This is a genomic window from Brevibacillus parabrevis (assembly GCF_022701015.1).
Lineage (GTDB): Bacteria > Bacillota > Bacilli > Brevibacillales > Brevibacillaceae > Brevibacillus > Brevibacillus parabrevis.
In genome coordinates, this window is the sequence record NZ_CP064090.1 from 3,453,296 (window position 1) to 3,472,249 (window position 18,954).

Sequence of the window (18,954 nt, forward strand, 5' to 3'; positions counted from 1 at the left end):
CGAGCATCAACATCATGGGAGGAACATGGTATAATAGCGTCGAGATTGGAAGGCTAGGAGAAGAAAAAAATGGCGCAATATACCCCGATGATTCAGCAGTATCTGGCTATCAAAAAAGACTATCCGGATACTTTCTTATTTTTTCGCTTAGGCGACTTTTACGAACTGTTTTTTGACGATGCTATTCTCGCGTCCCGCGAGCTGGAAATTACGCTCACCGGACGCGAGGGTGGTGGCGATGAACGGATTCCGATGTGTGGCGTGCCGCATCATTCTGCGGATGGGTACATAGCGGAACTGTTGAAAAAAGGTCACAAGGTAGCGGTATGCGAACAGGTGGAAGACCCGAAAGAAGCCAAAGGGGTCGTTCGCCGCGAAGTGACCCGTGTCATTACGCCCGGCACGATGATGGAGGGCAAATGGCTTACCGACAAGGAAAACAACTACATGGCTGCCTTGGCAGCGCTGGACGGCCGCGTCGGAATTGCCGCATGCGACATGAGTACAGGAGAAATGTACGTCACATCCGTGCTCGGCCAGATGGAGTCGGCTCTGGATGAGGCTCTGCAATACCGTCCGAAAGAACTGGTGTTCTGCGGTGTCGAAGCTTTGCCCAAGACAGCTTTGCCGACGACGGTTGTAGAGAGTCACCAGCTGGATGCTTTTGCGGTGGACAACCAGTATCCCGAAACAGGGAAAGAGCTGGATGTCTCCATGCGCTCGGCCGTCAACGCGCTGCTCTACTACATCGGCACGACGCAGAAGCGCAGTCTCGCGCACATGCGGCTCTTGAAGCGCTACGACAGCAAGCAATATTTGCAAATGGACGGCTTTTCCCGAAGAAATCTGGAGCTGACCGAAACGATCCGCGACAAGACGAAAAAAGGTTCTCTCTTGTGGCTGTTGGACCGGACGCAAACCGCGATGGGCGGACGGCTTTTGCGCAGATGGATCGAGCGGCCGCTGCTCGGACGCGCGGAACTGGATGCCAGACTGGAAGCGGTAGAGGCGCTGAAAGCCGATCTGTTGCTGCGCTCCGATTTGCGGACTTGCCTGGACAGCGTGTACGATCTGGAGCGGCTGGCTGGGCGGATTTCCTATGGGAACGCCAATGCCCGCGACCTGATTCAGCTGCGATTGTCGCTCACGGCAGTTCCTGAGCTGAAAGCGTACTTGGAGCAGACAAAAGCGCCCGTGTTGCAGGAGCTTTCCCGCGGCATGGATGAGTGCGCAGACCTCGTCAGCTTTTTGCAGTCGGCGCTCGTCGACGATCCGCCGATCTCCGTGCGGGAAGGCGGAATGATTCGCACAGGCTACGATGAATATTTGGACAAGCTGCACTCGGCGAGCCGCGACGGAAAAACGTGGATTGCCCAATTGGAGCAAAGCGAACGGGAAGCGACAGGGATTCGCTCGCTGAAAGTCGGATTCAACAAAGTGTTCGGCTATTACATCGAGGTGTCCAAGTCCAACATCGCCAACGTGCCAGCGGGCCGTTACGAGCGCAAGCAAACACTCGCCAACGCAGAGCGCTACATCACCCCCGAGTTGAAAGAGCGGGAAGCGCTCATTCTCGAAGCAGAGGAAAAAATGATTGAGCTGGAGTACCAGCTGTTTGCCGCCGTCCGCAGCGAAATCGCCAAGCACATTCCGAGATTGCAAAGCCTTGCCGAACGGATTGCCTCTGTAGACGTTCTCCAGGCTTTCGCTACGGTCAGTGACGAGCGCGGATTCGTGCGCCCGCAGCTTGTCGATGACGGGGAATACGTGATCGTGGACGGCCGCCATCCCGTTGTGGAAGCCGTATTGGAGCGGGAGAAGTACGTGGCGAACGACGTGAGGATGAACCAGGAAGAGCGTCAAGTGCTGCTGATCACGGGACCGAACATGGCTGGTAAAAGCACGTATATGCGCCAAATCGCCCTCATTACGGTCATGGCGCAAATCGGTTGTTTCGTCCCGGCAAAAGAAGCGAAGCTGTCGATTGTCGACCAGATTTTTACCCGGATCGGAGCGGCTGACGACCTCGTCGGCGGTCACAGTACGTTCATGGTCGAGATGCTGGAGACGAGACATGCCTTGCAAAAGGCGACAGCAAAAAGCTTGATCTTGCTCGATGAGATCGGTCGCGGGACTTCTACGTACGATGGCATGGCGCTGGCACAGGCGGTCATCGAGTACATTTGCCAGCGGATCGGTGCCAAGACGCTGTTTTCCACGCACTATCACGAGCTGACGGGCCTTGCGGAGACGATGAAAGGCGTCGTCAACGTGAACGCCCGCTGCGAGGAGCGAGACGGCAAGCTGTTGTTCCTGCACAAGATCGAAGAAGGCCGGGCAGATAAAAGCTACGGGATTCACGTGGCGGAGCTGGCGGAAATGCCTGGATGGGTCATCGAGCGGGCACGCAGCATTTTGGCAGGACTGGAAGCAACAAGTTCGGCTGCTTCCGACATGCAGATGTCGCTAGAGTCGCTCTGGTCCGCGCCAGTTGCCGCTGTGCGCGAGGAGCCTGTGTCGCTTTTGTCGTCGGAGGAAGAAGAGATTTTGCGCGATTTGCGTGAGATCGACCTGAATCAGACGACACCGATGGATGCGATGATGAAGCTGTTCGCGTGGAAACAACAGTTGAAGAAAAAATAAGCTTCGGGGGGAGGGGAGGATCGCATGGGAACGATTCGAGTGCTTGATGAGCAGCTCGCCAATATGATCGCGGCGGGTGAAGTGGTGGAACGTCCGGCATCTGTCGTCAAAGAGCTGGTCGAGAACGCGATTGACGCCAAAGCCACTTCGATTGAGATTCATGTGGAGGAAGGCGGTCTGGAGCTGATCCGCATTGTCGACAACGGACACGGCATGGATCGGGACGATTGCTTGCTGGCATTGGAACGCCATGCGACGAGCAAGATCAGCACCCAGCGCGACTTGTTCCGGATTCGCACACTCGGCTTTCGCGGCGAAGCTTTGCCGAGTATTGCCGCAGTGTCTCGGATGGAGCTGACGAGCAACCGATCGAGCCGCGAGATCGGTACGCGGCTGCTGGTCGAAGGCGGCGCAGTCAGCGAAGTGGCAGACGCGGCAGCAGTGCAAGGGACGGAAATATGTGTCCGCAGCCTGTTTTTCAATACACCTGCCCGGTTGAAATACATGAAGTCTATTGCCACAGAAGTTGGGCATATCTCGGATTACGTCAATCGGCTCGCTTTGACTCACCCGTCGATTTCCTTTCTTTTGACGCACAACGGGAAAAATTTGCTGCAAACGACGGGGGACGGCAAGCTGCTGCACGTCATGGCGGCGATTTACGGTGTGCAGATTGCCAAGCTTCTCATTCCGATTTCGGGGGAAACGCTCGATTTCCGCTGGAACGGATTTTTGTCCAAGACGGAGGTAACGCGAGCAAACCGCTCCTACCTTTCTACACTGGTCAACGGTCGCTACGTTCGCAGCTATTCGCTCAACAATGCGATCATGCGCGGCTATCACACGCTTTTGCCGATCGGCCGCTTCCCGATCGTCGCGCTGCAAATCGAGATGGACCCGACGCTTGTCGATGTCAATGTCCATCCTGCCAAGCTGGAGGCGCGGTTCAGCAAAGAGGACGAGCTGTGTACGGCAATCGAGCAATCCGTCAAAACGACGCTCCGGCAAGGTTTGGGCATCGTCCGACCGATGGAGACACCGCAAAAGGCGAAAATCACCACGCAAGTCGTCCAGCCGCAGTTTGACTTGACGTTTGCCAAGCCAGCCGCGGAGACGCAGACGCGCTCACTTGTGGAAGCCAGCCCGCGCCTGCAAGAGTGGATGGCGCGGCAGGAGCAAAGCCAGCCGTTGCCGTTGCAAAAAGAAGCGGCAAGCGAGCTTTTGCCGCTTGCCCAAAGCAGGAAGGTTCAGGAAGCTTCCGAAGCTTATCCGCGTGCAGAGCAAGAGCAAGGGCTGGCGAGTTCTGCTCCAGAAGCAGAGAAAACAGGACAAGAGCAGGCCGCCGCTTCAGGGAGCGTGTTCGAGAAGGTCGCGCCCGTATCTGTTGCCACCGCTCCTTCTGCTTTCCTTGAAGGAACGAGTGATTCTGCTAGTCCTTCTGCCTCGCTTGAAGGGAAGACTGGTTCTACTGCCCCACTTGAAGGCATGGTCGCTCCACTTGCTCAACCTGATGCAGAGCAAGCGAGCGAGCCAGAGCAGAACGCCGCACCTGTAGCGGAGGAGCGCGTGCAGTCGGCTGTTCCGGTCATGTACCCGGTCGGACAGGTGCATGGAACGTACATCGTCGCCCAAAACGATGAAGGGATGTACTTGATCGACCAGCACGCCGCCCAGGAGCGCATCTTCTACGAGTATTTCATGGCCAAGCTGGCGGAAGAAGGTGTGGCCAGTCAGATGATGCTGTTTCCGCACACGGTCGAGTTCACGACCGCGGAGGCGGCCAGACTGGAAAAACGGCTGTCGCTTCTGCAATCGTTCGGCTTGGAAGTAGAAGCTTTTGGCGGGCGCACGTTCATCGTCAGGGCGCACCCGCATTGGTTCCCGGAAGGAGCCGAGCTGGAAGTTATCGAAGAGCTGATTCAGTTCGTACTGGAGGCGGGAGAGCAAGGGCAGGCCCATCCTGTGCAAATGCGGGAAAAGGCTGCGATCATGATGTCGTGCAAAGCATCGATCAAAGCCAATCGCTTTTTGACCCACGCCGAAATGGAGAGCCTGCTGAATCAGCTGCGCGAGACGAGCAGCCCGTTTACGTGTCCGCACGGCAGGCCGATTGTAATTCACTTTACTGGCTATGATTTGGAGAAAATGTTCAAGCGCGTCATGTAGTGCAAACACGCATTTTGCTAATACCGCCCCTCGGATGAACGCCGATGAACGACGACCGATTCGGCGGGGCGTTGGCTGTCCTGGCGGATGGAGATGTAGTCTCGTGATTGGCGGCGGAATGGTGGCGACAGGCGAGCGGTACGTGTGAAAAACGATGAATGGTCGAGTCTTGCCCAGATGGACGAGGTTCGCTATGGTCCGGGCGCAGCGATTTTGCCAGACGGCAGAGTCCTTGTGGTTGGCGGAGATCCTGCCGGCAATCCGGATAAGATATGGAAAACAACCACCATTTACGACCCGGACTCGGACTCGTGGGAGCCTGGCGAGCCGATGAGCATCGAGCGCTTCAAACCGTTTGCCGTTGCGCTTGCGGATGGCAGAGTATTGGTAGCAGGCGGCATGTCCAAACGCGCCTATTTGAAGTCCGCGGAAATATACGACCCGCAGACGCAAAGCTGGAGCAAGGCAGCCGATATGACGATGACGAGAGAAGGAGCGAGCGCAGCGCTTTTGCCTGATGGACGGGTGCTGCTTGCAGGAGGTCAAACATCGAAAAGCGAAAAAGCCACCTTGTTCTACCAGCCACAGTTGCAAATCCGGCTGCTGTTCAGCGAAGCTGCCCGTTTGAAGGTCGACCGACAGGACGTTTTGCAAAATCTCTCCTACTCGATTGATGGGGGAGCTGACCAGGCTTTTGGCGAAGAGGATCGTGTTGTCATATCGGATGAGCACCTCGACATTACGCTGGGTACTGTGCCGAAAGGATCGAACATTCGAATCAAACTCACAGCAGGCATTTTCGCCGATGAAGCCGGAAACGAAAACGAAGAAGCGATTACGGGAAGTCTCGTGTACAACTAAAATCACCAGCTCGCCAATCGTTGAAAAGGCGATCGCCACCAAACAGGCCCAATCCGCTATGGGCCTGTTTGGCTTACGTACATTCATTCTTTGTAAAAAAATTCACAAGCTCGCAACGGACGAAGGAAAACATGATATGATAAGAAAAGAGAGGGAGTTTGGCTCAGATTCTATTTGACCGCCAAATTAATCCTGCTTACAATAAAAGAGTTTCCGTCCTGAAGAGGCGTAGACGTACGGAAAGGAAACAGATACGTGATTGTGACGACGGGACTTGAGCCTGCCGAGGAAACCTTGCGACACGCTGTACATTTGGCTCAGACATTCGGCATACAGACAGTCAGACGAGGCGACCTTTCTCTCAGTCAGCTGCGAAAACGGCATGGCGACGACGAGGTACTGGTTGTTTCAGCGCAAGGAGCGCGCCTGGAGGTACCGGGGAAAAAGCCTTTCTTTTTTCACCCGAACACTTCCGCTTTTCGTATAAAGCGGCTGTTGCGCGGCGATACTGATACTATGCTTGTTGCTTGCCAAATTCAGCCAGGTGATGAAGTGTTGGATGCTACGCTTGGATTGGGTGCTGACGCGATTGTGTTTTCCCATGCGACAGGAGCTAACGGGAAAGTAGTCGGTATCGAATCGGAACGGGTGCTGGCCATCATGGTCGAAGACGGGCTCAAGCACTGGACATCTGACTCGGAACAGCTGGAGACAGCCATGCGTCGCATTGAAGTGCGGTGCGGGAACCATTTGGAAGTCATGCAGGGATTGCCGAGCCGCTCTTTCGATGTCGTTTATTTCGATCCGATGTTTGAAATGACGGTGGAAAGCTCGGCAGGCATCGCTGGGGTACGGGAGTTTGCCAACCCGCAGCCATTGACAGAAGAAGCGATTGCAGAAGCACTTCGCGTAGCAAGAAGGCGCGTGGTGATGAAGGAAGGGAAAACAGGCAAAATCCACGAGCGCTTTGGTTTCACGCCATTTCGCTCTCGCGGCCAGCAGGTCGTGTACAGTTACAAAGAGACAGGTGGAGGGGAGTGACTTTGCAAGAGAGAGAAAAGCTAGTCGTCATTGTTGGACCGACAGCCGTCGGCAAGACCCAACTCAGTCTGGAATTGGCCCAGCAGTTCAACGGCGAGATTATTTCCGGGGATTCCATGCAAGTGTATCGCGGCATGGACATCGGGACGGCGAAGGCGGAGCCAGCCGAATTGGCACTGGTGCCGCATCATCTCATCGATATCAAAAATCCGGACGAAGAATATTCTGTCGCGATGTTTCAGGAAAGCGCTACCCAACTGATCAGCTCGATCAATGGGCGAGGCGGCCTTCCGTTTATCGTAGGCGGTACGGGTCTCTACATAGAATCGGTTACCCATCGTTTTCAATTTTCACAAGCCACACAAGATCCAGAGCTGCGGGAAAGGTTGCAGCGTTTGGCGGATACAGAAGGCGTGGATGCGCTGCACGCGAGATTGGCCGACGTCGATCCTGTAACGGCTGAGCGATTGCACCCGAACGATGTAAAGCGGGTGATTCGCGCTTTGGAGATTTATGAGAGTACGGGCTACAAAATGTCCGACTTTCAGCTTCGAGCACAGCACTCCCCATACGAACTGGTGATGATCGGACTCACGATGGATCGCGCCATTTTGTATGAGCGGATCAATCGTCGCGTCGAGCTGATGATCGAAGCGGGGCTGATCGAGGAAGTGCGCGGACTTCTGGACAAAGGCTACGACGCCTCGCTGGTGTCGATGCAAGGCTTGGGCTACAAAGAATTGATTCCTTATCTGTACGGTGAAATTACGTTGGAAAAGGCGATCAATGACATCAAGCAGCGGACGCGCCATTTTGCCAAACGACAGCTGTCGTGGTTCCGCCGTATGCCGGAAATCCAGTGGTTTGACATGACCGATCCGGCTTGTCAAGCGAACTCAGTGGAAACTATCAAGCAGATATTGGCAGGAAAGTTTCAACAATTGCCGAATATATAACATACAAGTCCTTTTAGGGGGTAGTGTACATGAAACAGACGATCAACATTCAAGATACGTTCTTGAATCATTTGCGGAAAGAAAACATCGCGGTTACCATTTACCTTGTGAACGGATTTCAATTGCGCGGGTATATTAAAGCGTTCGATAATTTCACGATTGTGATTGATAGCGAAGGCAAGCAACAATTAGTATACAAGCATGCGATCTCCACTTTCACTCCGCAACGCCCAGTTTCACTGATGTCTCAAGACAACAACCAGCAATAAGTCGTGAAATGCTCTGCCCACCAGCCAGGACCCTAGAGGTTCTGGTTTTTTCTTTTTGCCAAGCTTTTCTTTGCAAAAGCGCAACACAAACAAAGGCTCCCCGCTTATACACGGAAAGCCTTTGTCAGCTGAGTTTTCAGGCAAGTTACAAATACCGGGCAATCATTCGAACCAGCTTTGCAGGAAACTCGTGTAAATTTGTCATATCCAAAAAGCGTTCCTTTCCGTAAATTTCACTAATGACCTCCTTGTCTTGGCCGATGGCCGCTGCAAGGAAGGCGACTCCTTTTCGTTCGTATTCCTGGATCGTTTGCTGCATATCGGCAACCGCATGACTTCCGGTATAGTCGTCCAGCGCTTTCGGTTGTCCGTCGCTGATGCTGATCAACAATTTGGTCTGTTGCGGGCAGACGACTAGCCGTTCCGCCATAATGCGCAGTGCCATCCCGTCGCGATTGTTGCTTCTGGCTTGAATCCGCATCAGCCGGAAGCGGTCAGTGGCGTCCGTTTTGTCCAGGTCGACATAGGCGAAGACGGACATTTGCTCCAAGCGGGACACATCCGCCGTATCCCCGTAGATCAACACAGGAATGTGGCAAAGCTGACAAAATTCATAGACGGCGATGACCGCCCGTTTGGCCGCCTCCAATCTCCCGAAGGCTGACATCGACGCGGATTCGTCCACCCGCAGACCCACGACAAGCGACGGCGATTCCGTTGGCGGGCGTTTCTTGGCAAAATATTTGTAGTCTTTGTAGGCAACGCTGTCCGCTTGAAATTTGCTGCCGTAGTAACGATTCCGCGCAAAGTCGGAAGTGACCTCATGCTCCAAATAGGGAAGTGTCTTTCTGGCAAGCTGTTGTACGATGGGCATGAGTCCTTTGCTCAGGCGGACGTACTCCTGCTGGTTTTCCTGATCGTAGTCAGGGCGGTGCACGATGAGCTTCACTTTTCGATGAATCGAATCGGAAATGACCTCTCGTGCGGCCTGATTCAGCTTTTTGCGGAAATCGCGCTCCTGTTGCTTCGCTTCCTCTGAGGCAGACTCGGGGTTTGCCTGATGATAGCGAGGGGTGCCGTCTTCCCCCGGAGTGGAGCGCTCGATTTGAGCAGGATCGTCGGAGACTTGCGAAGAGTTGTTGTCACTGTCAGCCGATTTTTTCAAGGCGATTCCTGTTTGCTCCCGTGGCTGGTCTGTGTCAAAAGCAGCGTCGTCAATCTCCCCGGATGTCTTGATTTCTATGGCATCGTCCCAGTTTCGTTTTTTTTTAGCTCACCAGAAGCGGCTGCCTCCAAACGGGCAAACAATTCATGCTGGGCAAGTGCTTCTTCCAAAAGCTGAATTTCTTCCGGATCGGTCGTGATTTTGTAGATGACCTTGTGGTAAAGCGATGCTTTTGCAGAAATGCCGTTGGCAATCGCATCTGCCCAGTAAAAGAACGAACGCATTCCCGCCACACCCTTGATCGCATTGGCTCGTGCCGTTTTGTCCAATAGCAAAATGACATTCGCTAAGAGAGACAGCATTTCTTCATCTTGGAAGCCCGTTTTGGCCTTGACGCGCCCGATCATGACCTCTTTTGTCGGCAGATCCATCTTTTCCGTATGCTGGACCCTGTCGCGCAGTGCCTCGTTTAACGGTCTGGTTCCGGCATAGCTGCGGTTTGTCGTGATCACGGCGATGAAGTCCGGATGCCTGCGGATGATTTCCGTTGGAAGGTTGATGCTCCCATCCAGCTCCAGGGCAGAGTTTAGCGCCATTAACACCGCAGCATCGCGAATCACGTTCGGTTCCTGGATTTCCAAAAGATAGCCCTTTTGATAGGCTCTGACGATTTCAGAAGGGTAAAATCGGTATTCAATCGCTTCCCCATCGCTCTTTTCCGCGGCAAGCTTCCCTAATTGCTTCATCATTTTGGCGGCTTGCTCCCCGGAAATCCCCAATGCCTTCATCAAAATTTCCGTTCCGCTTGCCAATCCTTCGTTTTCATAGAGAGCTGTTAAGGCGGTTTGTTGCGCAGGCTGCAAATTGTTTAGGCGCTCAGAAGAAATCACCGGCAAAATAGCTCCAATAATATCTGATTTATCCATATCGGCAAAACAAGTGACTTTCGTGTACGGAAGCCCGAAATTCGCCGATAAAGCTTTTGCCAGTTGAGTCTTGCCAGAACCCGCATCGCCCTCCAGCAAAATGTTGGCGATCTTCATTTCCCCGCGATGCCAGTTGCGCCTGACTTCGTCACTAATGCGCCGCTCTTCTTCGCTGACTTGATGGGTAGGTGGCTTTTTCCACACGAGTGCTTTTTCTTCATCAGTCAACTGTCTATCAGGTGATAAATAATCGTGTCTGTTTTCTGTCATTCCATGTTCCTCCAAATTGTCGTCATGCGGCGTGCTGCTCTGCTTTGTGCCTTTTTTCAACAGCGACAAGCGGGAGCAGGCAAGTGGCATCGCCGATCATCCATGCTTCACTCGCGGCGTGTACCGCTTCTTCGAGGGAAAACGTGTCTTCGACTAGCCGGGTACGAATGTCCCGTTGACCAGCCTTCCGATGAAAACAGGGGTAACTGCGGCTAAACAAAGCTAATAGCCCATGTCTCTTAAAACTTTTGCCAATGAGCGCAGACGCTCGCCGATCAGTTCCCCGTCGTCGCTTAAAATTTGGCTGAACTGCTTGATGTCTTCATGGAGACTTTCGTTGTCTGTGCAGATTGCGACGTTCAACGCATCGCCTTGCAGGGCAATCCTGTCGATAACGGGCTTTTGCGGATCGTAAAAATGCTCATATCTGTATGCATCGTGAAAATGAGCCAACGACCGGCAAAGCAGCAGCGACAGATCAAGAACGCGATGGAGCGGGAGTTCCTCCGGTTGACTTGCCCCGTTTTCTCCCGCGCTTTTCCACACCTTGGCTGTGATAGCGGCTTTTTTATGGTCACTTTCCCGAGTCAAGCCGAGCGAGAGCGCTTGGACATCCGTGTTTCTGGCATGACGGCCGTCCACTCGATCGTAGTTTTCTGATACCACGACAGGCTTGTGTTCGGACGTAGCGGAGATTTTCATGTTCTTTTCCTCTTTCCTTTTCGAAATTACTGCAAAGTCTATCTGAGTTTTTCGCGAGAAGCAATACTTTTTTGTTATGATTGACAAACGTTTTGTTTTTATGTTTATTATTATATAAACTTAATATTAATTTGTTTGTTTTTTATCGAGCCATCCGCGCCCCTCTTTGGAAGAGAGGGAGCTTGAGGAAAGTATACAGGCAGAAAAACGGATGGAAGACTATTACAGGCTGCAGGTCAGGTGTAGCTCGTGAAAAGTGAGGAGAAACCAAGATGAATCGCAAAGACGAACTGAAACAGACGTTTAAGGAAGCGAAGACAGAGGCGGGCGTGTATCAAATCAAAAACACCCTTAATGAAAAAGTGTGGATTTGCAGTACCCGCAATCTTAAAACGATGAACGGAAAACTGTTCACGCTCAAACTCGGCTCGCATATGAACAAGCAGCTGCAAAGCGAGTGGGATGAGTATGGAGAAGAGGCGTTCGTTGCGGAAGTGTTGGAGGTTTTGAAAAAGAAGGAAGACGGATATTTTGATGAAAAGGATGAGCTGGAAAAACTGGAACAAAAATGGCTCGACAAGCTTCAGCCGTATGGAGAACGTGGCTATCATCAGGAGAAAAAGAAATAGGCGTGGGTCTAGTGGAGGGAATGCAAAGCTGTATGGATTGCAAACAAACGAGAGCGAGCCGAAACACGTTATTCTCGCGTTTCGACTCGCTCTGACGGCTGGCATGTCATGATCTACAGACAAAGAAACAGAACGGTCTTAGATGATTATTGTTCGCCTTTAGTGAAAATCTGGAAGGTGATACCGAACTTGTCGCGCACGTTGCCGTAGGCAGGGCTGAAGAATGTTTCCTGCAAAGGCAGATGTACCTGCCCGTCCTCTTGAAGCGCTGCGAAAATGCGTTCTGCCTCGGCTTTATCCTCCAACGAAATGCAAATGGTCACTTGATCGCCTAACTGATAAGGTTGTCCAGGAAACGCGTCAGAAAACATCAATTCGCTGTCGCCAATTTGCAGTGTAGCATGACCCACAAGATTTTTGGCTTCTGGCGGGAGCGGGTACTCAGGGTCTTCCGGCATTTCGCCAAACGTCTGCTTGTAAAGCACTTGCGCACCCAACACTTTTTCGTAAAACGAGATGGCTTCGCTTGCATTTCCGTTCAGGACAAGATAAGGGATCAGACGCAAAGACATGGAGGAATCAGCTCCTTCGAATAGTGGTCTAGTCATGGCTGACGACAGGAGAGCAGACAGGTATTCTGGCTTCCAATGTCATCCATAAGCAAATGATACCACAAAAGAACATACGTTCGCAATAGTGTCAAAAAAAAAACGAGGCCGCATACGCGAATCCTCGTTTTGTTGCGTCTACGCCGCATCTGAAAAGTTACGCGGCTTTTCGACGAATCATGAACAGATAGCAGACAATCGAGCCGATGGTGGCAAGCGCCATGACAATGCCCATCGGCACAGCAGTGCCTTCCCCTCCGATTCCGACCAGCGGAGCGACAATACCGCCGCTGATGAAGGAGAGCAGACCTTGCAAGGCAGACGCACTGCCTGCTGCTTTGCTCTGATTTTGCATGGCGAGCGAGAAGCCTGTCGCCCCGACGATACCGACGCTGGAAACGACGAAGAACAAAGGCACGAGCACGGCAACCAGCCCAGCGTCAAGCACGATCATGGCGAGCAGCGTGATTCCGCCAAGCCCAGCCAGCAAAATGCCAGTGACAAACAGTTTTGTCTCTTTGACTTTTCCGGCAAGTCGTCCGGTAATTTGGCTGGCGATGATAATTCCTACCCCATTCATGGCAAAAATCATGCTGAAGCCTTGCGGAGAGACACCAAAAATTTTCTGGAACACAAAGGGCGATCCGGCGATATAAGCGAACATCGCGGCCGTGACCAGACCTTGCGACAAGGCGTAGCCCATGAAAACCCGATCTTTCACCAGCCCGCCAAAAGTGGCGAGCGTATTGCCGATTCCGGCTTTGGAACGGCGATTGACAGGCAACGTCTCCGGCAATCCGAGCAGGACGACGAGCAGCATGACGGCGCCGATCAGACCGAGTGCGACAAACACGCCGTGCCAGGAGGTGAACTCCAGCAGCTGACCGCCGACGATAGGCGCGGCAATCGGCGCAATCCCGTTAATCAGCATCAGCAGGGCAAAAAACTTCGTCAGCTCTGTGCCCGAATACAAATCGCGTACAGTAGCGCGAGCGATGACGATCCCGGCAGAGCCAGCAAGCCCCTGCACAAAACGGAGGAAGATGAACGTATAGATCGAAGGAGCAACCGCGCACAAAAAAGAAGACAAGGCGTATAAAATAAGTCCGATCAAAAGCGGCATTCTGCGTCCGCGTACGTCGCTGATCGGTCCCGCGAAAAGCTGACCGACAGACAGTCCAATGAGGCAGGCGGTCAAACTGAGCTGCGCCATCGACGTACTGGTGGAAAGATCGTCAGCCAGAAGCGGCAAAGCAGGCAAATACATGTCCAGCGACAAAGGGCCAAACGCCGAAAGCGAGCCTAAAATGGTGGCAATCCACAGGCGGCGCGTCTTGTTTTCGGCAAGCGCCGATGAGTCCAGTTCTTTTGCTACATGGTTCAAAGGGATGTTCCAACCTTTCTGTTGTGGAATGAAAAGCAAACGCCCCCGCTACTCTTTGGCTTCTTCAGATGCTTGGGTGTTTTCCATATAAAAGGTCATCAAGTTGCCGTGCATTCTATCCAGCATGCCTTGCAGAACGATTTTTTCTTCATCAGTAAAATCTTCAAAGCATTTTAGTTCAAGAACGCGCAGTGCTTCCTTGACAGCTTTTGTCGCCAAACGACCTTTGTCTGTGAGAAAAACCCGCGAGATTCGCTGGTCGCGTTCGTCAGCACGACGTTCGACCAGACCGCATTTTTCCATGCGATTGATCATGACGGTAAGAGTAGCCGGTTTGACCTGGATTCGTCTGGCCAGCTCTTTCTGAATCAAGCCGTCTGTGTGGGCAAGACGCATGAGGAGGATGGGCTGTCCCGGATAGACGTCATAGTTTTGAATCAAGTATTCAACGTTCTTCTTGTGAAGCTTCATCACATGGCCCATTGCATGCGTCAAAGCAGTAGAATAATCAAATTCCACCAGAGTACCCCCGTTTGTTAGCTGGCTAACAGAATGTAAATGTAAATGATTCTCAATCCACTGTCAATACTGATCTATTATACAAAAACAAAGCGCGCTCGTCATGAGGTTGACCAAGAATGTTGCGAACAAAAGGAAGGAGAGGAGCAGCAAGCTGTAGAATGTAAGTTATTTGGAAATGAAAGGACAGGGTGAGCAAAGATGATTGTGAACGAACAAATAAAAGCGGCAGAAGTCAGCCTCACTGGAGTGGACGGAGAAGACCTCGGGATTGTCGCTACCAAAGTCGCGTTGCAAATGGCAAAAGAGCAAGGCGTCGACCTGGTGTGCCTCTCGCTGGCGACAAGCCCGCCTCCGTGCCAACTCGTAAACCGCACGAATCATAAAGAACAGCTCAATCGCGAAAAGGCCAAGCAGCGCAAGGCAGAAAAAGGCATGAAAGTAAAAGAGCTGCGCCTGAGCGCTTTTATCGAAGATCACGATTACGAGACGAAAAAGCGACAAGCCGAAAAAATATTGGCGGCAGGCGACGCCGTGCAATTGACCGTGCGCCTGGAGAAAAAAGAGAGCCAGGAAGCGAAAAAGCTCGTCGAGGGGCTGGTCAAAGAGCTGGCGCATTGCGGAAAACAAGATAAAGGGATTCAAGTGAGCGGCAAACAAGTTGTTGCCGTCCTGCTCCCCAAATAAACAAAGCGAGTGATTTCATGCCATTTACTTTTTCGCATCCGGCGATTGTGCTGCCGCTAAGAAAGTTTGCCTGGGTATCGTTCCCGGCGCTTGTGCTTGGCAGCATGGCTCCGGACTTTGAGTATTTTTTGCGGTTGGCGCCTTACAGCGTCTACAGCCATACGACACTCGGACTGTTTACCTTTGACTTGCCGCTCGTCATGCTGCTTTATTTGCTGTATCGGTTTGTCGTGGAGAAAGGCTTGCTGGCGGTTGTGCCCCTGTGGGTGGCAAAGGGCTTGGCTGGCGACAAGGGCTGGGACCAGGCGAATCGCGGGCGAGGGCGAAGCTTCTTTTTATCGTTTGTGATTTTCGCTTATTCCGCTTTGCTGGGAAGCTTCAGTCACGTCCTCTGGGATTCTTTTACCCATGACCGGGGAAGCATGGTGGAACGATTTGCCTTGCTGCAACAACGCATTTCGCTTGCTGCTTGGGAGGTTCCCGTCTACAAGCTGCTCCAGCACGGGAGTACGCTGGTGGGCGGACTGGCTATTGTGTACGTCATCTGGCGTTGTGGGCGTGAGCGGAGGGAGAGAAGTATCCAAGTCGAGCAGGCGGCAGCGCATGTGAAAGGGCTGTTTTGGATTGGCGTAGCGGCCGTGGGCATGGCCGTAGCTTGTTGGGATGCGCTTTTTGTCAAAGGCGTTTCGCCTGTCTTGTATCCGCTGCAGCATGTCGTTCCGTTCATCTCGGGGGCATTGCTCGGGGTGTGCCTTTTCGCTCCAGTGGTGAGTAGGTTCGGCTTGAAAAATAAAGCTTAGAAAAGAATGCTGGCAACGAAAAAATCCCTCCTTCTTGAGAGGGATTTCATTGTATGGATGGGGAGACGCGGCAGCCCTATATGGTGAAATCCTCGGATTTTAGCGTCAGTAAATCTTCTTTCGTTGGCTCATACACCTTCAACAAGCGTACAGCTTGCACCCGGATTGCTTTTTCGATGTTATTTCGAACAAATCGCGCATTGCTGAAGTTCTCGATGAAAGGATCGTTAAGAGCTGCCGTTACTCGCCGTCTCAATTTCTCACTGGCGTCCTTGCTCAGTTCGTATTCCTTGTTCTTTGACATTAGATGAGCAATTTCCATTAATTCATCTGCATCGTAGTCAGTAAACTTGATGTGAACCGGAAAGCGGGAGGGCATTCCTGGATTGAGTTCAAGAAAAGAGTCCATCTCCTCGTTGTACCCGGCGATGATACAAACAAACTCATTGCCGTAATCTTCAAGTGATTTCGTCAGGCAGTCGATGGCTTCTTTTCCAAAATCTTTTTCGCCGCCGCGCGCCAACGAATAAGCTTCATCGATGAACAAGATGCCGCCAAGCGCTTTTTTGACCAAATCTCTTGTTTTTTGGGCCGTATGCCCGATAAATTCCCCCACAAGATCTGCGCGCTCGACCTCAATCAAGTGGCCTTTTGACAATACCCCCATTTCTTTAAAGATTTTGCCGAACAGTCGGGCGATCGTTGTTTTTCCTGTGCCAGGATTTCCTTTGAACACCATGTGGAATACTTGCTTTTCGATTTTCAGTCCATGCTTTTCCCGTTCTTTATTCATTTTGATGAGCGCATAAATTTCGTAAATCGTCTTTTTGGCTTCATGCAAGCCAATCAGATTTTCCAACTCATCAAAGACAGAAGCCAAATTGGCACTTGCTGAAGCACGAACAATTTCAGCCAAAGTATTCGGTTGTTTAATACGCAACGGTCGGTTGAAAACGACCTGAATACGATTGGAACTGCTGGACGATTCATGTACATCTGCTGCTGAACTCGCTCCTGCTTGCTTCACCCGTGTCACCTGCCTTGACCATCATACAAAAAGTATACTCAGGGAGCCGATAAAAGCTGCCTATTTTTCAAAAATGAAGGTGTTAATTTACATATTATGGAATTTTTGAAGGGTGTCACTGAGATGCTGTTCAAAGTGGTTTGCTTTTTCCGATGAAAAATGTAGAGAGTATTATGCAAATTTACATTGTATTGTAAAATATTCAAATCGAGGAGCTGATCGTTTGTGAGCGAGTTTACATCCGGCTTTTTAATGGAGCGCATCCATATGGGGAAAGTTGCAAAATACGCGCAAAGCAGATCTGTTATGAAGGAACTGAATCATAAATGGATCGTTTATTTGACAGAGGGTGATAACGACGCTGGAATAATGGACATGTCTCATGAATATCCAGTCATGTATTTTGACCATGAGGAAGATCATGGTTGGGGTTATCGCATATACGATCATGGAAAAATCATTGCCAGCCTGCGAATAAACTACGAATTAGAGGAAGGATTGCTTTGGGAAATGGCTCAGGAGAGATACCCTGAGGGAGATCTGATTGAGATTGTATACAACCAGGCAGGCGACGAACTGAGAGAGGAAATATAAAACAATTTCGATGAGCTGATCTTGCAATCATTTGCCGAAGCCAATATCGGCAGCTTCGCCGTTTTTGGTTTTACACATGAACACCTAGAGACACTAAACGCTACTTTGACGCCTTCAGAAGTACGTTCTGGCAGCAATATATTTCAGATTGTAAATACCTTTAAAAGCGTCTTGCAATTAGAAGAGATGAGCTGGATCAACTATGATCATGTTGTCGAGGATGCTAATTACGATCTCATGTTGACTGACTCTCGCCACCCTACTTGGATACAATGGCTTGAATATAAAGGGGAAGCCTCAAGTGGTAATTGAAAATTTGCTAATGGAAACAAGGCGGTCCATACCACACATCACACCCGTAACGAAATGGGCAAAATGTGGTATGATAAGAGAAGAAAGGGCGTGAATCGGTGAACGATCTGATCAAAACGAAAGAAACGGCGATCTTGGTCGGTTGCTTTTTGGATAACCGCGATGCAGAGCGAACACGTCTCTCCATGGAAGAATTGCATGAGTTGGCTGCCACTGCTGGCGTTGAGGTGCTCGATGTCGTGACGCAGAACCGGGATCGAATCGACTCGGCCTGGTATCTCGGGACGGGCAAAATTGATGAAATTGCCGAAAAGGCCCATGAGCTGGACATTGATGTGGTCATTTTCAACGACGAGCTGTCGCCGAGTCAGACGCGCAATCTCGACAGGATATTCGATTGCAAGGTCATCGACCGGACGCAGCTCATTCTGGATATATTTGCTGGACGGGCGCAGTCCCGCGAAGGGAAAATTCAAGTCGAGCTTGCCCAGTACAACTATTTGTTGCCACGTCTCGCCGGACAGGGTAAACAGCTTTCCCGGCTTGGCGGGGGAATCGGTACGCGCGGTCCCGGTGAAACCAAGCTGGAAAGCGACCGACGCCATATCCGCAAACGGATCAGCGAGCTGAAACAGCAGTTGGAAGACACCGTCCGCACGAGACAGCTGCATCGGGAGCGCCGCAAGAAAAACAAAGTGTTCCAGATTGCGCTGGTCGGGTATACAAACGCGGGAAAATCGACCATTCTCAATCAATTGACGCAAGCCAATACGCTGCAAGAAGATAAGCTGTTTGCCACATTGGACCCGACGACAAGACAGCTGGAGTTGCCAAGCGGCCTGGAAGTGCTCCTGACAGATACCGTTGGATTCATTCAGGATTTGCCGACGAGCTTGGTCGCTGCGTTCCGCTCTACGTTGGAAGGGGTAAAGGAAGCAGATTTGATTTTGCATGTGGTCGATAGCCACCATCCTGATTTTCGGGTGCACATGGAGGTTGTCGATAAAATTTTGCGCGAGTTGAAAGCGGAAGAAATTCCGCAACTCGTCGTATTCAACAAAGCGGACCTTTTGACAGAACGGTCTTACTTGCCGCATGCGGAGGATTCAATCCTCATTTCGGCCATGCGCAAGGAGGATCAGCAAAAGCTGCTGGCGAGACTGGAAGCCTTTGCGCTCGCTTCCTTCCATGAACTGAAGCTGCGTGTTCCGGTGGAGCGCGGAGATATTTTGTCCCTTTTGCATCGTGAAGGGGTTGAAATGGAACAGCAATTTAATGAAGAAGAGGAGTCATACCTGGTCACTGTACGCGTGAACCGGGACCATCCGATCTATGGGCGGATTGCTCCTTTTCTCCTGGATAAACCAGAGACTGTTGAAGAGAGTTGGTAAGATC

The 18,954-nt window shown here is 51.7% G+C and carries 19 protein-coding genes; 12 read left to right on the forward strand and 7 right to left on the reverse strand.

Annotated features, from left to right (window positions below; genetic code table 11):
- The first annotated feature begins 69 nt into the window (after positions 1-69).
- The 6 genes from mutS (at position 70) to hfq (ending at position 7,936) form a co-directional block, all read left to right on the forward strand.
- Positions 70-2,643, forward strand: a complete 2,574-nt coding sequence (mutS, locus tag IRJ17_RS16600) for a DNA mismatch repair protein MutS (RefSeq protein ID WP_242771124.1) — start codon at positions 70-72, stop codon at positions 2,641-2,643.
- Between the two features lie 24 nt (positions 2,644-2,667).
- A complete protein-coding gene (mutL, locus tag IRJ17_RS16605; RefSeq protein WP_242771127.1) occupies positions 2,668-4,809 on the forward strand; it encodes a DNA mismatch repair endonuclease MutL in 2,142 nt (713 codons plus the stop codon).
- Between the two features lie 144 nt (positions 4,810-4,953).
- The gene (locus IRJ17_RS16610) at positions 4,954-5,670 is read left to right on the forward strand and encodes a Kelch repeat-containing protein (RefSeq protein WP_242771129.1); all 717 of its coding nucleotides are present in this window, start codon (positions 4,954-4,956) and stop codon (positions 5,668-5,670) included.
- A gap of 255 nt (positions 5,671-5,925) precedes the next feature.
- Positions 5,926-6,711: a class I SAM-dependent methyltransferase gene (locus tag IRJ17_RS16615; RefSeq protein WP_242771131.1), complete on the forward strand. Its 786-nt coding sequence runs from the start codon at positions 5,926-5,928 to the stop codon at positions 6,709-6,711.
- Positions 6,708-7,667 carry a tRNA (adenosine(37)-N6)-dimethylallyltransferase MiaA gene (gene miaA / locus IRJ17_RS16620; protein ID WP_173596514.1) on the forward strand — a complete coding sequence of 320 codons (960 nt, stop codon included), beginning with the start codon at positions 6,708-6,710 and terminating at the stop codon, positions 7,665-7,667. The genes IRJ17_RS16615 and miaA overlap by 4 nt, the downstream gene beginning before the upstream one ends.
- Positions 7,668-7,696: 29 nt before the next feature.
- Positions 7,697-7,936 (forward strand): RNA chaperone Hfq, encoded by a 240-nt coding sequence (gene hfq / locus IRJ17_RS16625; RefSeq protein ID WP_063227534.1) that lies wholly within the window; start codon positions 7,697-7,699, stop codon positions 7,934-7,936.
- Positions 7,937-8,081: 145 nt separating this feature from the next.
- Here the strand turns inward: hfq and IRJ17_RS16630 are convergent, their stop codons facing one another.
- The 3 genes from IRJ17_RS16630 to IRJ17_RS16640 all read right to left on the reverse strand — a co-directional run bounded on the left by IRJ17_RS16630 (position 8,082) and on the right by IRJ17_RS16640 (position 10,999).
- Positions 8,082-9,101, reverse strand: coding sequence for a vWA domain-containing protein (locus tag IRJ17_RS16630; protein WP_122965278.1), 1,020 nt, complete (start codon positions 9,099-9,101; stop codon positions 8,082-8,084).
- Between the two features lie 74 nt (positions 9,102-9,175).
- On the reverse strand, positions 9,176-10,297 hold the full coding sequence (locus IRJ17_RS16635; RefSeq protein WP_122965482.1) for an AAA family ATPase: 1,122 nt from the start codon (positions 10,295-10,297) through the stop codon (positions 9,176-9,178).
- Positions 10,298-10,519: 222 nt separating this feature from the next.
- Positions 10,520-10,999, reverse strand: a complete 480-nt coding sequence (locus IRJ17_RS16640; RefSeq protein WP_122965279.1) for a DUF6530 family protein — start codon at positions 10,997-10,999, stop codon at positions 10,520-10,522.
- 272 nt (positions 11,000-11,271) lie between these two features.
- Here IRJ17_RS16640 and IRJ17_RS16645 point away from each other — a divergent pair, with 272 nt between their 5' ends.
- The gene (locus tag IRJ17_RS16645) at positions 11,272-11,628 is read left to right on the forward strand and encodes a GIY-YIG nuclease family protein (protein WP_122965280.1); all 357 of its coding nucleotides are present in this window, start codon (positions 11,272-11,274) and stop codon (positions 11,626-11,628) included.
- Positions 11,629-11,774: 146 nt separating this feature from the next.
- Here the strand turns inward: IRJ17_RS16645 and IRJ17_RS16650 are convergent, their stop codons facing one another.
- From IRJ17_RS16650 to IRJ17_RS16660, 3 genes are all read right to left on the reverse strand, one after another.
- On the reverse strand, positions 11,775-12,200 hold the full coding sequence (locus IRJ17_RS16650) for a VOC family protein (RefSeq protein WP_122965281.1): 426 nt from the start codon (positions 12,198-12,200) through the stop codon (positions 11,775-11,777).
- 193 nt (positions 12,201-12,393) lie between these two features.
- Complete coding sequence (locus IRJ17_RS16655; RefSeq protein ID WP_242771133.1) at positions 12,394-13,620, reverse strand: multidrug effflux MFS transporter; 1,227 nt, start codon at positions 13,618-13,620, stop codon at positions 12,394-12,396.
- 48 nt (positions 13,621-13,668) lie between these two features.
- Positions 13,669-14,139, reverse strand: a complete 471-nt coding sequence (locus IRJ17_RS16660; protein WP_173596519.1) for a MarR family winged helix-turn-helix transcriptional regulator — start codon at positions 14,137-14,139, stop codon at positions 13,669-13,671.
- 201 nt (positions 14,140-14,340) lie between these two features.
- Here IRJ17_RS16660 and infC point away from each other — a divergent pair, with 201 nt between their 5' ends.
- Both infC and IRJ17_RS16670 read left to right on the forward strand, forming a co-directional pair.
- The gene (gene infC / locus IRJ17_RS16665; RefSeq protein ID WP_063227528.1) at positions 14,341-14,826 is read left to right on the forward strand and encodes a translation initiation factor IF-3; all 486 of its coding nucleotides are present in this window, start codon (positions 14,341-14,343) and stop codon (positions 14,824-14,826) included.
- A 17-nt stretch (positions 14,827-14,843) separates the two neighbouring features.
- Positions 14,844-15,626, forward strand: coding sequence for a DUF4184 family protein (locus IRJ17_RS16670; protein ID WP_242771135.1), 783 nt, complete (start codon positions 14,844-14,846; stop codon positions 15,624-15,626).
- A gap of 76 nt (positions 15,627-15,702) precedes the next feature.
- Here the strand turns inward: IRJ17_RS16670 and IRJ17_RS16675 are convergent, their stop codons facing one another.
- Complete coding sequence (locus tag IRJ17_RS16675; protein ID WP_122965284.1) at positions 15,703-16,653, reverse strand: AAA family ATPase; 951 nt, start codon at positions 16,651-16,653, stop codon at positions 15,703-15,705.
- A gap of 225 nt (positions 16,654-16,878) precedes the next feature.
- Between IRJ17_RS16675 and IRJ17_RS16680 the strand changes: the two genes are divergently transcribed.
- The 3 genes from IRJ17_RS16680 (at position 16,879) to hflX (ending at position 18,950) form a co-directional block, all read left to right on the forward strand.
- Positions 16,879-17,247, forward strand: coding sequence for a hypothetical protein (locus IRJ17_RS16680; protein WP_242771137.1), 369 nt, complete (start codon positions 16,879-16,881; stop codon positions 17,245-17,247).
- 21 nt (positions 17,248-17,268) lie between these two features.
- Positions 17,269-17,559 (forward strand): hypothetical protein, encoded by a 291-nt coding sequence (locus IRJ17_RS16685; protein ID WP_242771139.1) that lies wholly within the window; start codon positions 17,269-17,271, stop codon positions 17,557-17,559.
- Positions 17,560-17,657: 98 nt separating this feature from the next.
- A complete protein-coding gene (hflX, locus tag IRJ17_RS16690; protein ID WP_173596525.1) occupies positions 17,658-18,950 on the forward strand; it encodes a GTPase HflX in 1,293 nt (430 codons plus the stop codon).
- The last annotated feature ends 4 nt before the right edge of the window (positions 18,951-18,954 follow it).